Source organism: Altererythrobacter litoralis, from assembly GCF_036324225.1.
GTDB lineage: Bacteria > Pseudomonadota > Alphaproteobacteria > Sphingomonadales > Sphingomonadaceae > Erythrobacter > Erythrobacter litoralis_A.
Genome location: NZ_JAZDQV010000006.1, coordinates 31882 through 47183, shown reverse-complemented (window position 1 = coordinate 47183; position 15302 = coordinate 31882). Strand labels below are relative to the sequence as shown.

Below are 15302 nucleotides of genomic sequence, written 5' to 3'. Positions count from 1 at the left end.
GCCTTGCCGATCTCCGCCTGCGGGATTAACCACGCGAACATGGAAATGACCCACCGCCCCGTCATCTCGTCGACCGGCCTGTTCACGCCGGATGACGTGATCACCAATGAAGAGCTGGTCGCCAGCTTCAACGCCTATGTCGAGCGCTTCAATGCCGAGCATGCCGCAGAGATCGCGGCGGGCGAGCTGGATCCGCTGCAGCCGAGCTCGGTCGAATTCATCGAGAAAGCGAGCGGGATCAAGGCGCGCCACGTGATGGCCAAGGAGCCGGTGCTGGATCCGGCGATCATGGCGCCGCGCTGGGACGAACGCAGCAATGACGAGCTTTCGATCATGGCGGAAATTGGCGTGAAGGCGGCGCGGCAGGCGCTGGAGCGCGCTGGCCGCGATCCGGCAGATGTCGATGCGGTGTTGTGCGCAGCCTCGAACATGCAGCGCGCCTATCCGGCGATGGCGATCGAGATCCAGAACGAACTGGGCATCGACGGTTTCGGTTTCGACATGAACGTCGCATGTTCTTCTGCCACTTTCGGCATCCAGACCGCGGCAGACTATATCCGTGCGGGCAATGCGAAAAGTGCGCTGGTGGTGAGCCCCGAAATCACTTCGGGCCATCTCAACTGGCGCGACCGCGACAGCCACTTCATCTTCGGCGATGTCGCCACGGCCGTGCTGGTGGAGGACGCGGCGATCGCCCCGGCGGAGCATTGGGACATTTTGGGCACGAAGCTGAAGACGGTCTTCTCTAACAACATCCGCAACAATTTCGGCTTCCTCAATCGCGCGCATCCCGAGACTGCGGGAACCGCAGACAAGCTGTTCGTCCAGGAAGGCCGCAAGGTATTCAAGGAAGTGGTGCCGATGGTCGCGCAGATGATCGTCGACGAAGCGGGGCGGCTCGGGATCGAGCCGCAATCGCTGCGGCGGCTGTGGCTGCACCAGGCGAATGCGGGGATGAACCGGCTGATTTCGCACCGCGTGCTGGGCCATGAAGCGAATGAGGACGAAAGCCCGACTGTGCTCGATACCTATGCCAACACCTCCAGCGCTGGCTCGATCATCGCCTTCCACCAGCACAGCGAAGATCTGGCGCCGGGGGACACCGGGCTGATCTGTAGCTTCGGTGCGGGCTATTCGGCGGGCACCGTCTTCGTGCGGAAGACGGCCTGAGCACAGCCGACAGGCTTCGCTTGCAGCGCCCCGCCACAGGCCCTAGATGCGGGGCATGGCAGGTCAATTACTAGATAATAAGGGTCGCGGCGAAGTCAGCTGGAGCTGGCCCTCGATCCACCCCGAAGGGCGCAAGTTCGGTCTGATCGCGATCGGGCTTAGCCTGATTCCACTCATCTTGCTCGATTGGGAAATCGTCGGCTGGCCGATGCTGTTGCTGTCGGCAGGCGTGTTCGCTTTCTTCCGCGATCCCGAACGCGTGGTGCCGCAGGGCGACAATGTGATCGTGGCCCCGGCTGACGGCCTCGTTTCGATGATCATACAGGTCGAACCGCCCGAAGAGCTGCGGATCGACGACGGTTCGGGGGCGCCGGGGCTGCCAGATGGACCGGTTACGCGTATCTCGATTTTCATGAGCGTGTTCGACGTGCACATCAATCGCGCGCCGATCAGCGGTACGGTGCAGCGCCTGGTCTATATCCCGGGCAAGTTCATGAACGCCGACCTCGACAAGGCGAGCGAAGAGAACGAGCGCCAGCATTTCCTGATCGAGCGGCAGGACGGGTTGAAGATCGGCTTCACGCAAATCGCGGGGCTGGTGGCGCGGCGCATCGTGCCTTTCGTCAAGCCGGGCGACATCGTGGCCGTGGGCCAGCGGGTCGGCTTGATCCGTTTCGGCAGCAGGGTTGACGTCTACCTGCCCGCGGGCACTGATCCCAAGGTGCTGATGGGGCAGAAGATCGTGGCGGGTGAGACGATCCTGGCCGAACTCGGCAGCCAGAAGCTGCTCGAAGGCATCGCGCAGTGACTGAGGCGCCGCGCGAGGATGGCGCGGCGGAAGGCGCGCCGCGGGTCGGGCCCAAGGCGGCCGAGGACGAGCTGCCCGTGGGTAAGCATGCGGGCGGGCTGTCGCTTCGTGCGATGCTTCCCAATGCGATTACCGCTGCGGCGCTGGCTTCCGGCCTCACGGGAATCCGTTTCGCCATGTCGGGCGATTGGAACCTCGCGGTCTATGCGATTATTCTGGCGGGCCTGCTCGACGGGATCGACGGGCGCATTGCGCGGCTTCTGAAGGCTCAGTCGCGCTTCGGGGCGGAGCTCGACAGCCTGGCGGATTCGCTTTCCTTCGGTGTAGCGCCCGCGCTGATCCTTTATCTCTGGTCGATCCAGGACCTGCCGCGCCTTGGCTGGTTCGCATCGCTCGCCTTCGCGATTTGCTGCGCGCTGCGGCTTGCGCGCTTCAATGCGCAGATCGATACCGACGACCAACCGCACAAATCCGCAGGATTCCTGACCGGAGTGCCCGCGCCGGTTGGTGCGGGCCTCGCCTTCGTGCCGTTCTACCTCTGGACCGCGACTGGCATTGAGGAATTCCGCAATCCGGTTTTCGTGGCGATTTGGCTGGCGGCGGTCGGCGTGCTGATGATCTCCAACATCGCGACCTTCAGCTGGAAATCGATCCGGCCGCGGCGAAGCATCAGGCTTGAGGTGATTGCCATATTCGCTTTGGCTTTCGGCGCGCTGTTGCAAGAGCCATGGTGGACGCTCGCAGGGATTTGCGCGATCTATCTTGCGCTGATGCCGCTTGCGCTGATGCGCTACGGCAAGATCAGGCAGCAGCGGCGAGAGCCGTAGTGCGCGTCGGCTGGCTGGCCAGCGCGGCCGGGCGCAGCATCACAACTGCACCGGCGCTGGCACCCACAGGCACATTACGCACATTCGCCAGTTCGCGCTGTGCAGCTTTCCATGCGTGGCGGAACCGCAGGGCACTGTCGGCCAGAGAGACAGCGGCGGCGAGGGCGGCCACAAGGAACAAGGCGATCAGCAAATAGCTCAGCATGGTTCTAACTCCCCGGTTTAGCGCCACTGCATTCACCTTGTGAGGGTTTGCAAAGCGATGTACCACGTTTGTTCCAGCATGTAGTTCCTTATTTGTTCTGGATCGTCAAGCGGGAAATTCCCCGAGGAATAGAAATTTCGCGAATCGGGCTGGATTTTTCGGGATTCCGCCGCTAGGGCGCGCGGCGTTCGCAAAGCAGGAAGCATGTCGTTTCCATCAATGCGGGCAAATCCACATGGAAGGCGCACATACCGGTGCCTCTCGCGGGAATGACCGCAACGAGGTTCCAGCTTTCCAGAGGCATAACCGGAAAGGAATTTATTTATGGCGGCTCCTACCGTCACCATGCAGCAATTGATCGAGGCTGGAGCACACTTCGGCCACCAGACCCACCGCTGGAACCCGCGGATGAAGCCGTATATCTTCGGCGCCCGCAACGGTGTTCACATCATCGACCTGTCGCAGACCGTGCCGCTGATGGCGCGCGCACTGGACTTCGTCGAGCAGACCGTCCGTGCAGGCGGCAAGGTACTGTTCGTCGGCACCAAGCGCCAGGCTCAGGATCCGATCGCGCAGGCTGCGCGCCAGTCGGGCCAGCACTTCGTCAACCACCGCTGGCTGGGCGGCATGCTCACCAACTGGAAGACGATTTCGGGTTCGATCAAGCGCCTCAAGACGCTTGAAGAGCAGCTTTCGGGCGACACCAGCGGCTTCACCAAGAAGGAAGTGCTGCAGCTCACTCGCGAACGCGAGAAGCTCGAAATGTCGCTTGGCGGCATCCGCGACATGGGCGGCATCCCCGACGTGATGTTCGTGATCGACGCGAACAAGGAAGACCTGGCGATCAAGGAAGCCGCCGTTCTCGGCATCCCCGTGATCGCAGTGCTCGACACCAATGTCGACCCGACCGGTATCGCTTTCCCGATCCCGGGAAATGACGACGCTGCTCGCGCCGTGCGCCTCTATTGCGACGCCATCGCCGGTGCGGCGATTGCCGGCCGCGGCGGTGCAGTGACCGACAGCGGCGCCGACGTTGGCGCGATGGAACAGCCGCCGGCAGAAGTCGACGCCTGATCCAATGGCGATGGGCCGCACCCGGCCCGTCACAAACAGGAACTAGCGCACCGGGCCATCTCCCTGGGTCCGGTGTCCAATCATTTTGAAAAGGAAATCACCATGGCTGCATTCACTGCCGCTGATGTGAAGGCCCTGCGCGAAAAGACCGGCGCGGGCATGATGGACGCCAAGAAGGCGCTTGAAGAAGCGAATGGCGATATCGAAGCCGCGATCGACGCGCTGCGTGCGAAGGGCCTCGCCACCGCACAGAAGAAGTCGAGCCGCACCGCTGCCGAGGGCCTCGTTGGCGTTGCCGTTGCCGGCACCAAGGGCGTTGCCGTCGAAGTGAACTCGGAAACGGACTTCGTTGCCAAGAACGACAAGTTCCAGGACTTCGTTCGCAAGACCACTTCGGTTGCGCTGGGCTTGGGCGTGGACGACGTCGAAGCGCTCAAAGGCGCTGCCTATCCCGATGGCGGCACCGTGGCTGAAAAGCTGACGGACAACGTTGCGACCATCGGCGAGAACCAGCAGGTTCGCCGCATGAAGAGCGTTGCGGTGAGCGAAGGCCTGATCGTGCCTTACGTCCACAATGCGGCTGCTGATGGCCTGGGCAAGATCGGCGTGCTGGTTGCGCTTGAAAGCGCGGCTTCGGCCGACGTGCTCGAGCCGCTCGGCAAGCAGCTGGCCATGCACATCGCCTCGATGTTCCCGCAGGCGCTCGACGCCGACGGCCTCGATCCCGAAGTGATCGAGCGCGAGCGCAAGATCGCCGCCGAAAAGGCTGCCGAAAGCGGCAAGCCTGCCGACGTGCAGGAAAAGATGGTTGAAGGCGCGGTGAAGAAGTTCGCCAAGGAAAACGCGCTGCTCAGCCAGGCTTTTGTGATGGACAACAAGCTGACGGTTGCCGATGCGGTTGCCAAGGCCGGCAAGGATGCCGGTAGCGCGATCGCGCTGAAGGACTATGTCCGCTTCCAGCTCGGCGAAGGCATCGAAAAGGAAGTCAGCGACTTCGCGGCCGAAGTGGCTGCTGCCGTCGCCGGCTAAGCGATATTTTGCGATTTGCGATTTGCGATGTGCGGCCGTCGGGCTTCGGCTCGGCGGCCGTTTTGCGTTGCGCATGGAGCAGCTTTCCCTTTGCGAGTCATGGCAAGGCTCGCTAAGGCCTGTGCCAATCTCTTGAAAACTCGGACCCGGAAACTCGCATGAGCCTGCCACCTGTCAAACGCATCCTGCTGAAGCTCTCGGGCGAGGTGCTGATGGGGGACCAGCAATTCGGCATCGACCCGGCTTTTGTGGCCGAACTGGCCAAGGAAGTGAAAGCGGCGAAGGATACCGGGCTCGAAATCTGCCTGGTGATCGGCGGCGGCAATATATTCCGTGGCATGGCCGGTGCTGCGCAGGGCATGGACCGGGCGCAGGCCGATTACATGGGCATGCTCGCGACCGTAATGAACGCCCTGGCGATGCAGAATGCGCTCGAACAGCTTGGCGTTCACACTCGCGTGCAGAGCGCGATCCAGATGGACCAGGTGTGCGAGCCGGTGATCCGCCGCCGCGCCGAACGCCATCTCGAAAAGGGGCGCGTGGTGATCTTCGCCGCCGGAGTCGGCAGCCCCTATTTCACCACCGACAGCGGCGCGGCATTGCGTGCAGCGGAAATGAAATGCGACGCGCTGCTCAAGGGTACCAGCGTCGATGGCGTCTATGACAGCGATCCGAAACGCAATCCTGATGCAAAACGTTTTGAAACAGTGACTTATGACAAGGTTCTCGCAGATAATCTCAAGGTGATGGATGCCTCTGCCGTGGCGCTTTGCCGCGACAATGAGATCCCGATCGTGGTCTTCTCGATCCGCGAGAAGGGCAACCTTGCCCGTGTGCTCTCGGGGGAAGGCGTCCAGACGATCGTGCAAGACAAGTAATTCAAGACAAGTAATTGAAGAAACAAGAGGAAGCCTGACCCATGGCCAAATACGACAAAGCCGATATCGAGCGCCGTATGAAGGGCGCCGTGGAGAGCCTGAAGGGCGATCTTTCGGGCTTGCGCACCGGCCGCGCCAACACCAGCCTGCTCGATCCTGTGGTGGTCGAAGTCTACGGCGCGATGATGCCGCTCAACCAGGTCGCGACCGTGTCCGCGCCCGAGCCGCGGATGCTCAGCGTGCAGGTGTGGGACAAGTCAAACTTGATCGCCGTGGAAAAGGGCATCGCCAAGGCTAACCTCGGCCTCAACCCGATGATCGACGGCCAGACTTTGCGTTTGCCCTTGCCGGACCTGACCGAAGAGCGCCGCAAGGACCTTGCTAAGCTGGCCGGCGAATATGGCGAGAAGGCAAAGATTGCCATCCGCAACGTGCGCCGTGACGGCATGGAAGCGCTGAAGGAAGACGAGAAGAAGAAGGACATCTCGGAGGACGATCGCAAGCGGTCCGAGGATGAAGTCCAGAAACTGACCGATTCCCACGTCGCAGAAACGGACGCTGCAGTGGCGGCGAAGGTGAAGGAAATCCTGACCCAGTGATAGGCGGGATCCCTGGAGAGGATTGATGGTCGGCGATAGCGCCAAGGATACAGCGCGCGCCCGGCATGTCGCCATCATCATGGATGGCAACGGTCGTTGGGCCAAGAGACGCGGGCTTCCCCGGTCCCTCGGTCACCAGCACGGGGTCGAAGCGGTGCGGCGGCTGGTTCGTGGCCTCGAACCTATGGGGCTCGAATGCCTTACGCTCTACGCCTTTTCGTCGGAGAACTGGAAGCGGTCCGAGGACGAAGTAGATGATTTGATGAATTTGATGCGCAAGTTCATCAAATCGGACCTGCCCGAGTTCGTGGCGAACAACGTGCGCCTCAAGATCATCGGCGACTGGCAGGGGCTGGCGCCCGACATCGTCGGCATGTTGAAAGACGCACTGGCGCAGACCGCCAAGGGCAAGCAGACCCTGGCGGTGGCGCTGAACTATGGTTCGCAGCAAGAGATTGTGCGTGCTGCCGCCAAGGCTGCGGCAATCGGTGAAATCACAACGGAGAGCATCGCCGCGCAGCTCGACACTGCCGACTTGCCGCCGCTCGACCTGTTGATCCGCACCAGCGGCGAGATCCGCCTTTCGAATTTCCTGCTGTGGCAGTCAGCCTATGCGGAAATGCTGTTCGTTGACACGCTGTGGCCCGATTTCACACCGGAGATGCTGCAACAGGCGCTCGACGATTTTGCTCAGAGGGAGCGGCGCTTTGGTGGACGGTGAAGCCCCGGTAAAGAAGAATTCCGACCTGCCGGTGCGGGTCGTTTCCGCAATCGTGATGCTGGCCGTTGCCGGAACGGCGCTGAGGCTTGGCGGCTGGTGGTGGCGCGGCTTTGCCATCCTGGTAGGGGCTCTGTGCCTCGCCGAATTCGCGCGGCTGGTGCTGCGCGCAACCGAGAAGCCGCTCAACCGGATCGCCGGGACCGTCTTCGGCACCGCCTATGTAGCGATTGCAGTGATCTCGCTCGCGTCCCTGCCACTGGGAGTGGTGTTGGGGATAGTGGCCATCGTCGTCGCAACCGATACCGGAGCCTATTTCAGTGGGCGCGCGATCGGTGGGCCGAAGATCGCCCCCAAGATTAGCCCGTCCAAGACCTGGGCGGGGCTTGGCGGCGGCATGCTCGCTGCCGGAATCGTGTCTGCAGGGACGTTTGCCTGGAATACTGGCGAACTGGCGATGCGCCCGATGCTGTTCATCGCCTTTGCGATCGGGGCCATGTTGGCCGTTGTCGCGCAGACAGGCGATTTCTTCGAAAGCTGGCTCAAGCGCCGCGCAGGCATGAAAGACAGTTCGCAGCTTATCCCTGGCCATGGCGGCGTGTTCGACCGCTTCGACGGGCTGCTGCCCGTGGCCATCATCGGTGCATTGCTTTGGGGAATGCATCCCTGATGACGCGCAGCATTTCGATCCTTGGCGCGACTGGATCGGTGGGCGAGCAGACGCTCGACCTGATCCGCCGCAATCGCGACGCCTGGCGGGTAGAAGTGCTTACGGCAAACGGCAGCGCGGCAAAGCTGGCCGAGTTTGCGCGTGAATTCGATGCCAAACTTGCGGTCCTAAGTGATGAGAGCCGACTGCCCGAACTCCGCGGGGCGCTGGCTGGCAGCGGGATCGAGGCGGCAGGTGGCTGCGCCGCCTTGTGCGAGGCCGCCGCCCGCCCGGTGGACATCACCGTGGCGGCAATAGTCGGTTGCGCCGGGCTTGCACCGGTGATGGCCGCGATCGAGCGCGGCGGCACCGTCGCGCTCGCCAACAAGGAAGCACTTGTATCCGCCGGAGATGTGATGACTGCGGCCGTCGCCCGGCACGAAGCGACGCTGCTTCCGGTCGACAGCGAACACAATGCAATCTTCCAGTGCCTGCAGGGCAACAGGATCGAAGATGTGGCGCAGATCACGCTTACGGCGAGTGGCGGGCCGTTCCGCACATGGACGCAGGAACAGCTTGAGGTCGCTACCCCTGAACAGGCTGTGGCGCATCCCAATTGGGACATGGGCGCGAAGATCAGCGTCGACAGCGCCACCATGATGAACAAGGGCCTTGAGTATATCGAGGCGCACCACCTGTTCCCGGTCGGGCTGGATCGCCTGAAGATCGTGGTGCATCCGCAGAGCGTGATCCACTCGATGGTGGAATATCGTGACCGTTCGACCTTAGCGCAGTTGGGCCCCTCGGACATGCGCGTCCCCATCGCGTCGTGCCTTGCCTGGCCGCAGCGCATGGATACGCCGATGGCGCCGCTCGATTTGGCTGCGATCGGCGAGCTTAGCTTCTTCCCGCCGGACGAGCAGCGCTTTCCCGCGACCCGGTTGGCACGCGAAGCGATCGAGGCCGGGGCAGGGGCGCCCGCGACGCTTAATGCTGCCAATGAGGTGGCCGTAGCGGCTTTCCTGGCCGGTCAGATCGCGTTCACCCGCATTGCGGCAGTGGTCGAAAGCACATTGAGCCGCTATAGCGCGCCGGCACCTGCCAGCCTCGACGATGTCCTTGGCGTCGATCACGAGGCGCGGGTGTTTGCGAGCGAAATGCTGGAGCATGCATAATTGATTGAAACACCGCCTGTTTGGATGTGGATCGTCGGCTTCCTGCTGGTGTTGGGGCCGTTGGTGACGGTGCACGAACTGGGCCATTACCTGGTTGGGCGCTGGTTCGGCGTGAAGGCCGATGCCTTTTCGATCGGTTTCGGCAAGGAGTTGACCGGCTGGACTGACCGGCGCGGCACGCGCTGGAAGCTCGCCGCGATACCATTGGGCGGATACGTCCAGTTCAAGGGCGACATGAACCCGGCGAGCATGCCGAATCCCGATGCTCCGATCGAATTCGATACCTTCCAGTGCAAGCCGCTGTGGCAGCGTGCGCTGATCGTGCTTGCCGGCCCGATGACCAATCTGCTGCTGGCTGTAGCTATCTTTGCTGCGTTCAACTTCGCTTATGGCAAGGTTGAGGCGCATAATGAGATTGGCAGTTTCGCCGAAGGCTCCGCGGCGCGCGATGCCGGCCTGCGCGAAGGCGATTTGATCAAGGCGATCGACCGCGAGAAGATCGAGGATTTTGCCGACATCGGCCCGATTGTGATGATGTACCCGGGCCGCGAGGTCGACATAACCTTTGAGCGCGACGGGACTGAGCGAACCCTCCCTGTGGTGATCGGTGAAAGCATCGAAAGCGACCGCTTCGGGAATGAGTCACGGATTGGTCGCCTCGGCGTTTATTCGCAGGAGCCCGAATTCGTCCCAGTGGGGCCGGTTGAATCGGTCACGCTCGCGTTCGACCAGAGCATCGGCCTGATGGAAATGATGGTCACCGGGATCAAGCAGATCATCATCGGCGACCGTTCGATCAAGGAACTCGGCGGGCCGATCAAGATCGCGAAATATTCGGGCGAGCAGATGAGCCTGGGGCCACTGGCGCTGGTGAGTTTCGCCGCGCTGATCTCAATTAACTTGGCATTCATCAACCTCTTGCCAATTCCCGCACTCGACGGCGGGCACCTGGCATTCTACGCGGCAGAAGCAGTCCGCCGGAAGCCGGTCGGCCCGCGCGGCCAGGAATGGGCGTACCGTACCGGCGTGGCTCTCGTGCTGATGCTGATGGTCGTCGTAACGGTGAATGACATCGTCTCGCTGCCGATTTTCGGGAGTTAGTCGGGGAAAGGGCACCGTTGGGTGGCAATTGGCGGCAGGCGCCGCTTGATTGCCAACCCGGCATCGGGCACAGGCGGCGGGAATGCTGCCAGTCCCGCGTCTTGCCGGGTCCCGGGGGCGGCGCGTGAAGAATAGAGAGTTGGACGGGAAGCTTGCAAATATGAGTGGACGTATCAGGGCGCGTGCTGGCGAAGCTGTTCCCGCCGGTCGACTGGCCGCATTGCTGCTGGGGACCACCATGCTGGCCGGCTTGCCCGTGCCCGCTTTCGCGCAAACTGCCGAGGAAGGCGATGCGCAGCAGGAAGCACAGCCTCAGCCGCCTGCCGTTAGCGAAACGATCCGCTCGATCACCGTGGTTGGTGCCGAGCGGCTCGAGGCGCAGACGATCCTAAGCTACATTCGCCTGCGCGTTGGCGAGGAATATACCTCGACCGCAGCCGACGCTGCGCTGAAGGACCTTGGCGCGACTGAGCTGTTTTCGAACTTCTCGATCCGCAACGATGCCGGAAACGTGGTGATCAACGTCACCGAGAACCCGGTGATCAACCGCATTATTCTCGAAGGCAACAAGCGGCTCAAGAACGACAAGATCGTGCCCGAAATCAAGCTTTCGGCGCGTCAGATCTTTACCCGCTCCAAGGTGCGCGCCGACGTTGCCCGCATTATCGAACTCTACAAGCGCCAAGGCCGTTTCGCCGCCACGGTAGAGCCCAAGATGGTGCAGCTGCCGCAAAATCGCGTCGACATCGTTTTCGAGATCAACGAAGGGCCCAAGTCCAAGGTTCGCCAGATTAACATCATCGGCAACGAAGAGTTTTCCGATGGTGAACTGCGTAGCGAAATGGTGACGAAGCAGGCGCGCTGGCACCGCTTCTTCAGCTCCAACACCAGCTATGACCCGGACCGGCTGGCCTTCGACCAGCAGAAGCTGCGCCAGTTCTACCTTACCGAGGGCTATGCCGACTTCCGCGTCGTATCGGCGGTGGCCGAACTCACGCCGGACAAGCGCGACTTCATCATCACTTACGTGGTCGAAGAAGGTGATCGCTACAAATTCGGTGACGTCTCGGTCGAAAGCCAGCTGCGCGACTTCGACAGCGACCGTATGACGGAGAACCTGCCGATGAAGGCGGGTGACTGGTACGATGCCAAGATGGTCGAAGACACGGTCGAGCAGATGACCGAGCTCGCGGGCACTTTCGGCTATGCTTTCTTAGAGGTGCAGCCGCGCTTCGACCGCAGCCGCGAAGACCTGACCATGAAGGTCAATTTCGTGATCCGCGATGCACCGCGCGTCTATGTCGAGCGTGTCGACGTCAACGGCAATACGCTGACGCAGGACAAGGTGGTCCGGCGCGAATTCCGTATTGCCGAAGGCGACGCGTTCAACTCGCTTCAGGTGAAGCGCACCACGGCACGCATCAACTCGCTTGGCTATTTCCAGGAGAACTTCGAAGTTGCCCAGGCCGAAGGTAGCCAACCTGACCGCATCGTGCTCGAAGCCAATGTGGAAGAACAGCCGACCGGCGAACTCCAGCTGTCGGCTGGCTTCTCGTCGCTCGAGCGTTTCATCCTTTCGGCGTCGATCCGCCAGCGCAACTTCCGCGGTCGGGGCCAAACGGTTGGCTTCAGCGTCAACTGGTCGCGCTACAGCCGCGCAGCGTCGGTCAGCTTCACCGAGCCTTACCTGTTCGACAGGAACATTTCGGCCGGGCTCGACATTTACCGCCGCGACTTCAACAGCTTCAATTACTACAGCAGCAACCGCAACCGCACCTTCGAGCAATCGACGACAGGTTTCTCGCTGCGCGCAGGTGTGCCGCTCACCGAATATATCTCTCTGATCGGTAGCTACACGCTGAACTTCGACGACATCAGCCTCGATCCGAACGTCTATTTCTCCGACTTCGACGGCGACGGCATCCGCACTTGCGAGCCGCTCTATGCCGGGCGCTATCTGTGCGAGGCAGTGGGCAAGCGTACGAGTTCGATCCTCGGGGTCAGCCTCGTGTACAATTCGCTCGATAGCCGCCTGCGCCCGACCCGCGGCAGCAATATGTCGCTGATCACGGAGTTCGCCGGCCTCGGCGGTTCGGTGAAATATGCCCGTGTTCGCGGCAAGGCCGCCAGATATTGGCCGATGGGCAGCGGGTTCATCTTCTCGGTCGCGGCAGAAGGCGGCGCCATCCATTCGCTTGGCGGCAATGAGGAGCCTGGCACCGACGGCGTGATCCTGACCGATCGCTTCCAGCTTGGCGAGCCGCAGATTCGCGGCTTCGACATTCGCGGCGTAGGCCCGCGCGTGCTGCGCCAGCAATATGTCGATGACGAGAATGGCGATCCCGTGTTGATCACCGATCGCAAGCGTGTGATCGACGATGCGCTGGGTGGCCGCATGTATTATCTCGGACGCGCAGAGCTTGAGATTCCGCTCGGCACCGGCGCTCGCGAAATGGGCCTGCGGCCGTCGATCTTCGTCGATGCGGGCGCGCTCTTCTCCGTCACCAGGCCTCAGCTGCAGGATAACCCGAATGGGCTCCAGCAGCGCGACACGGATGGAAACCTGCTGTATATCGAGCGGGTTGCGAATACCGATGGCACGTTCTCGAATGTCATCACGACCAATCCGCTGGCCGCCGATGGCATCACCGCCAATACGGCTTCGATCATCCCGAACAGCCGCTTCAAGGAAATCTTCCTGGGCGACTCGGCAATGCCGCGCGTTTCGATCGGCATCGGGGTCAACTGGAATTCGCCATTCGGTCCCTTCCGGATCGACTTCTCCCGCGTGCTCCGCAAGGAGCCGGGCGATGACACCAAAAGCTTCTCGTTCAACGTAGGAACTCAATTCTGATGAAACTTATCTCGTCCTTGCTCGCGGCAGCGAGCCTTTCGACGGCGGCACTGGTTGCCGTTCCCGCAGCAGCCCAGGTGCAGGGCAACATTGCGACGGTGAATGCGCCGGCCGTGGTCATCAATTCGAACGCTTTCACGACGGCTTACCAGCAGATCGCGACGACCTATAAGCCGCAGCTGGACACGATCCAGGCTCGCCAGCAGGAAAGCCAGACGCTGCTGCAGCAGCTCGATACCAACAAGGACAACCAGCTCGACGAAGCCGAGCAGCAGGCTGCTCAAAATTCGCCGCAGGCGACGCGCTTGCAGGCAATCGAACAGGAAGTTGCCCAGCTGACCGACCAGGTCGAGGCTGCTCGCGTCTATGCGATCGAACAGATCCTGGCGCAGTACCGCCCGGCGCTTGAGGAAGTGGTGCAGCAGCTGCGCATCCAGGTGGTGCTGACGCCCGACGTCGTGGTCTATGCGCCGCAGCAAGCCAATATCACGCAACAAGTTACCGCTGCGGTCAATGCGAAGGTGCCTTCGGTGGCGATCGTCCCGCCGCAGAACTGGCGCCCGACCCGCAATGCGGTCGCGATCTATCAGCAGATCCAGCAGACACTTATGGCGGCGCAGGCTATCCAGGCGCAGCAACAGGCGGCGCAGCAGCCGAACCCGCAGGCGCCGAGCGGCCGCTAAGAACGAAAAAAGGGGGCAGGGCCATGAGTGAAGCGACGGGCGTAGGCGCCTATGACATCCAGCGGATCCTCAAAGCCCTGCCGCACCGCTATCCGTTGCTGCTGGTAGATCGGGTCAGGTCGATCGAACTTGGTGTACGCATCCATGCGGTGAAAGCGGTCTCCTTCAACGAAGACTTCTTCCAGGGGCACTTTCCCGGGGCACCGATCATGCCGGGTGTGCTCCAGATCGAGGCGCTGGCGCAGGCTGCGGCGATCCTGGGCATCGAGACGCTCGAGCTTGCGGGCACCGGCAAGCTGGTGTTCTTCATGGGGATCGACGGCGCCAAGTTCCGCTCGCCCGTGACGCCGGGTTGCCTGCTCGACCTTGAAGTCGAGTTCCTCCAGAAGCGCAGCCGGGTCTACAAGTTCAAGGGGCGCGCCAGCGTCGAAGGCAAGACCACCACCGAGTGCGAATTCACGGCGATGATCGCGGATCCGCCCTCCGATTGAACGCCTGCCGAATAACAGAAAATTAGGGACGCAACATGAAAAGAGGTTTTGGCTTTGCCATCGCCTTGGCACTGGCAATCGCTGCCCCTGCGACTGCGCAGGAGGTGCCGCAGGACAACGCCGAAGTGGCGGCCATGTTCGCGGCAGACCAGTCGCAGCGCATGGCAGATACAGATGATCACGAGGCAGCAGCGCGGGCCGACGAGCAGCGGCGCATGCACATACGCGAGCTGTTCGAGGCAGGCGAGTTGAAGACTGGGGCCGATTACTTCGGAGCTGCTTTCATCTTCCAGCACGGCAACGAACCGCGCGACTACCTGCTGGCGCATGTGCTGGCTGTACGTGCTGCTGCCCTTGGGCACAGGGATGCGCAATGGATCGCGGCGGCCACGCTCGATCGCTATCTCCAGAGCATCGGCCAGCCCCAGATTTACAGCACGCAGTATCGGTTCCCGAATGAAGGTGGCGTAACCATGGAGCCCTATGACCGGACCTTGTTGGTTGATGCGCTGCGGAAGGCGTCAAGCGCTGGCGACCTTGCCGCGCAGGAACGCAAGCTGGCCGAATATGCCAAGCTGGTGGCGCCGGCCAAGGCTGGTGGCGACGAGGCCGGGAGCAATTGAGCCACCGAGAGTGGTTGCATTGCCCGGCGTTTGCCGCTAGTGGCGCCGCTTTCCGAGATCACAGCACCGCCGGTCGGAACCGGCGCAACGCTACAAAGGATATTTGACATGAAGGCCGAAGGGCATCCCGACTACCACATGATCACGGTCAAGATGACCGATGGCACCGAATTCCAGACCCGTTCGACCTGGGGCAGCGAAGGCGACGTCCTGGCGCTCGAAATCGACCCCACCAGCCACCCGGCCTGGACCGGCGGCCGTCAGCAGGTTTCCGAAGGTGGTCGCGTTGCTGCCTTCAACAAGCGCTTCGGCGGGCTTACGCTCAAGAAGTAAGCGATTGTACAAGCTAAGCGGTCGCAAGGCCGCGAAGGGAAGGGCGGTCCGACGGGGCCGCCTTTTTCATTTTAGCCCCGTCTTC

General features: G+C 62.0%; 17 protein-coding genes. 16 read left to right on the top strand and 1 reads right to left on the bottom strand.

Features of this window, described 5'->3' with window-relative positions; translation table 11 throughout:
- Positions 1 to 45 precede the first annotated feature (45 nt).
- The 3 genes from VRS74_RS07495 (at position 46) to pssA (ending at position 2805) form a co-directional block, all read left to right on the top strand.
- The gene (locus VRS74_RS07495) at positions 46 to 1170 is read left to right on the top strand and encodes a beta-ketoacyl-ACP synthase III (RefSeq protein WP_354144755.1); all 1125 of its coding nucleotides are present in this window, start codon (positions 46 to 48) and stop codon (positions 1168 to 1170) included.
- Between the two features lie 55 nt (positions 1171 to 1225).
- Positions 1226 to 1978, top strand: a complete 753-nt coding sequence (locus tag VRS74_RS07490; protein ID WP_354144627.1) for a phosphatidylserine decarboxylase — start codon at positions 1226 to 1228, stop codon at positions 1976 to 1978.
- 71 nt (positions 1979 to 2049) lie between these two features.
- On the top strand, positions 2050 to 2805 hold the full coding sequence (gene pssA / locus VRS74_RS07485; RefSeq protein WP_354144754.1) for a CDP-diacylglycerol--serine O-phosphatidyltransferase: 756 nt from the start codon (positions 2050 to 2052) through the stop codon (positions 2803 to 2805).
- On the opposite strand, the gene VRS74_RS07480 is transcribed toward pssA, so the two are convergent.
- The gene (locus VRS74_RS07480) at positions 2780 to 3010 is read right to left on the bottom strand and encodes a hypothetical protein (RefSeq protein ID WP_354144626.1); all 231 of its coding nucleotides are present in this window, start codon (positions 3008 to 3010) and stop codon (positions 2780 to 2782) included. The genes pssA and VRS74_RS07480 overlap by 26 nt on opposite strands.
- A gap of 324 nt (positions 3011 to 3334) precedes the next feature.
- On the opposite strand from VRS74_RS07480, the gene rpsB reads away from it, so the two are divergent.
- The 13 genes from rpsB to rpmE all read left to right on the top strand — a co-directional run bounded on the left by rpsB (position 3335) and on the right by rpmE (position 15217).
- Positions 3335 to 4084, top strand: coding sequence for a 30S ribosomal protein S2 (gene rpsB, locus VRS74_RS07475; RefSeq protein ID WP_354144625.1), 750 nt, complete (start codon positions 3335 to 3337; stop codon positions 4082 to 4084).
- Between the two features lie 102 nt (positions 4085 to 4186).
- On the top strand, positions 4187 to 5113 hold the full coding sequence (gene tsf / locus VRS74_RS07470; RefSeq protein ID WP_354144624.1) for a translation elongation factor Ts: 927 nt from the start codon (positions 4187 to 4189) through the stop codon (positions 5111 to 5113).
- A 158-nt stretch (positions 5114 to 5271) separates the two neighbouring features.
- A complete protein-coding gene (gene pyrH, locus VRS74_RS07465; protein WP_354144623.1) occupies positions 5272 to 5991 on the top strand; it encodes a UMP kinase in 720 nt (239 codons plus the stop codon).
- 41 nt (positions 5992 to 6032) lie between these two features.
- The gene (gene frr / locus VRS74_RS07460; RefSeq protein ID WP_354144622.1) at positions 6033 to 6590 is read left to right on the top strand and encodes a ribosome recycling factor; all 558 of its coding nucleotides are present in this window, start codon (positions 6033 to 6035) and stop codon (positions 6588 to 6590) included.
- A gap of 25 nt (positions 6591 to 6615) precedes the next feature.
- Positions 6616 to 7311 carry a polyprenyl diphosphate synthase gene (gene uppS, locus VRS74_RS07455; RefSeq protein WP_354144621.1) on the top strand — a complete coding sequence of 232 codons (696 nt, stop codon included), beginning with the start codon at positions 6616 to 6618 and terminating at the stop codon, positions 7309 to 7311.
- Positions 7301 to 7978, top strand: a complete 678-nt coding sequence (locus VRS74_RS07450) for a phosphatidate cytidylyltransferase (RefSeq protein ID WP_354144620.1) — start codon at positions 7301 to 7303, stop codon at positions 7976 to 7978. Before uppS ends, VRS74_RS07450 begins: the two co-directional genes overlap by 11 nt.
- The gene (gene dxr, locus VRS74_RS07445; RefSeq protein ID WP_354144619.1) at positions 7978 to 9132 is read left to right on the top strand and encodes a 1-deoxy-D-xylulose-5-phosphate reductoisomerase; all 1155 of its coding nucleotides are present in this window, start codon (positions 7978 to 7980) and stop codon (positions 9130 to 9132) included. The genes VRS74_RS07450 and dxr overlap by 1 nt, the downstream gene beginning before the upstream one ends.
- A 24-nt stretch (positions 9133 to 9156) precedes the next feature.
- Entirely contained in the window at positions 9157 to 10233 is a 1077-nt protein-coding gene (rseP, locus tag VRS74_RS07440; RefSeq protein WP_354144618.1) for an RIP metalloprotease RseP, read from the top strand.
- 160 nt (positions 10234 to 10393) lie between these two features.
- Positions 10394 to 13087 carry an outer membrane protein assembly factor BamA gene (bamA, locus tag VRS74_RS07435; RefSeq protein WP_354144617.1) on the top strand — a complete coding sequence of 898 codons (2694 nt, stop codon included), beginning with the start codon at positions 10394 to 10396 and terminating at the stop codon, positions 13085 to 13087.
- Entirely contained in the window at positions 13087 to 13770 is a 684-nt protein-coding gene (locus tag VRS74_RS07430) for an OmpH/Skp family outer membrane protein (protein ID WP_354144616.1), read from the top strand. The genes bamA and VRS74_RS07430 overlap by 1 nt, the downstream gene beginning before the upstream one ends.
- A gap of 23 nt (positions 13771 to 13793) precedes the next feature.
- On the top strand, positions 13794 to 14261 hold the full coding sequence (fabZ, locus tag VRS74_RS07425; protein ID WP_354144615.1) for a 3-hydroxyacyl-ACP dehydratase FabZ: 468 nt from the start codon (positions 13794 to 13796) through the stop codon (positions 14259 to 14261).
- Positions 14262 to 14296: 35 nt separating this feature from the next.
- Entirely contained in the window at positions 14297 to 14884 is a 588-nt protein-coding gene (locus VRS74_RS07420) for a hypothetical protein (RefSeq protein ID WP_354144614.1), read from the top strand.
- Positions 14885 to 14992: 108 nt separating this feature from the next.
- On the top strand, positions 14993 to 15217 hold the full coding sequence (rpmE, locus tag VRS74_RS07415) for a 50S ribosomal protein L31 (RefSeq protein ID WP_354144613.1): 225 nt from the start codon (positions 14993 to 14995) through the stop codon (positions 15215 to 15217).
- Positions 15218 to 15302 lie beyond the last annotated feature (85 nt).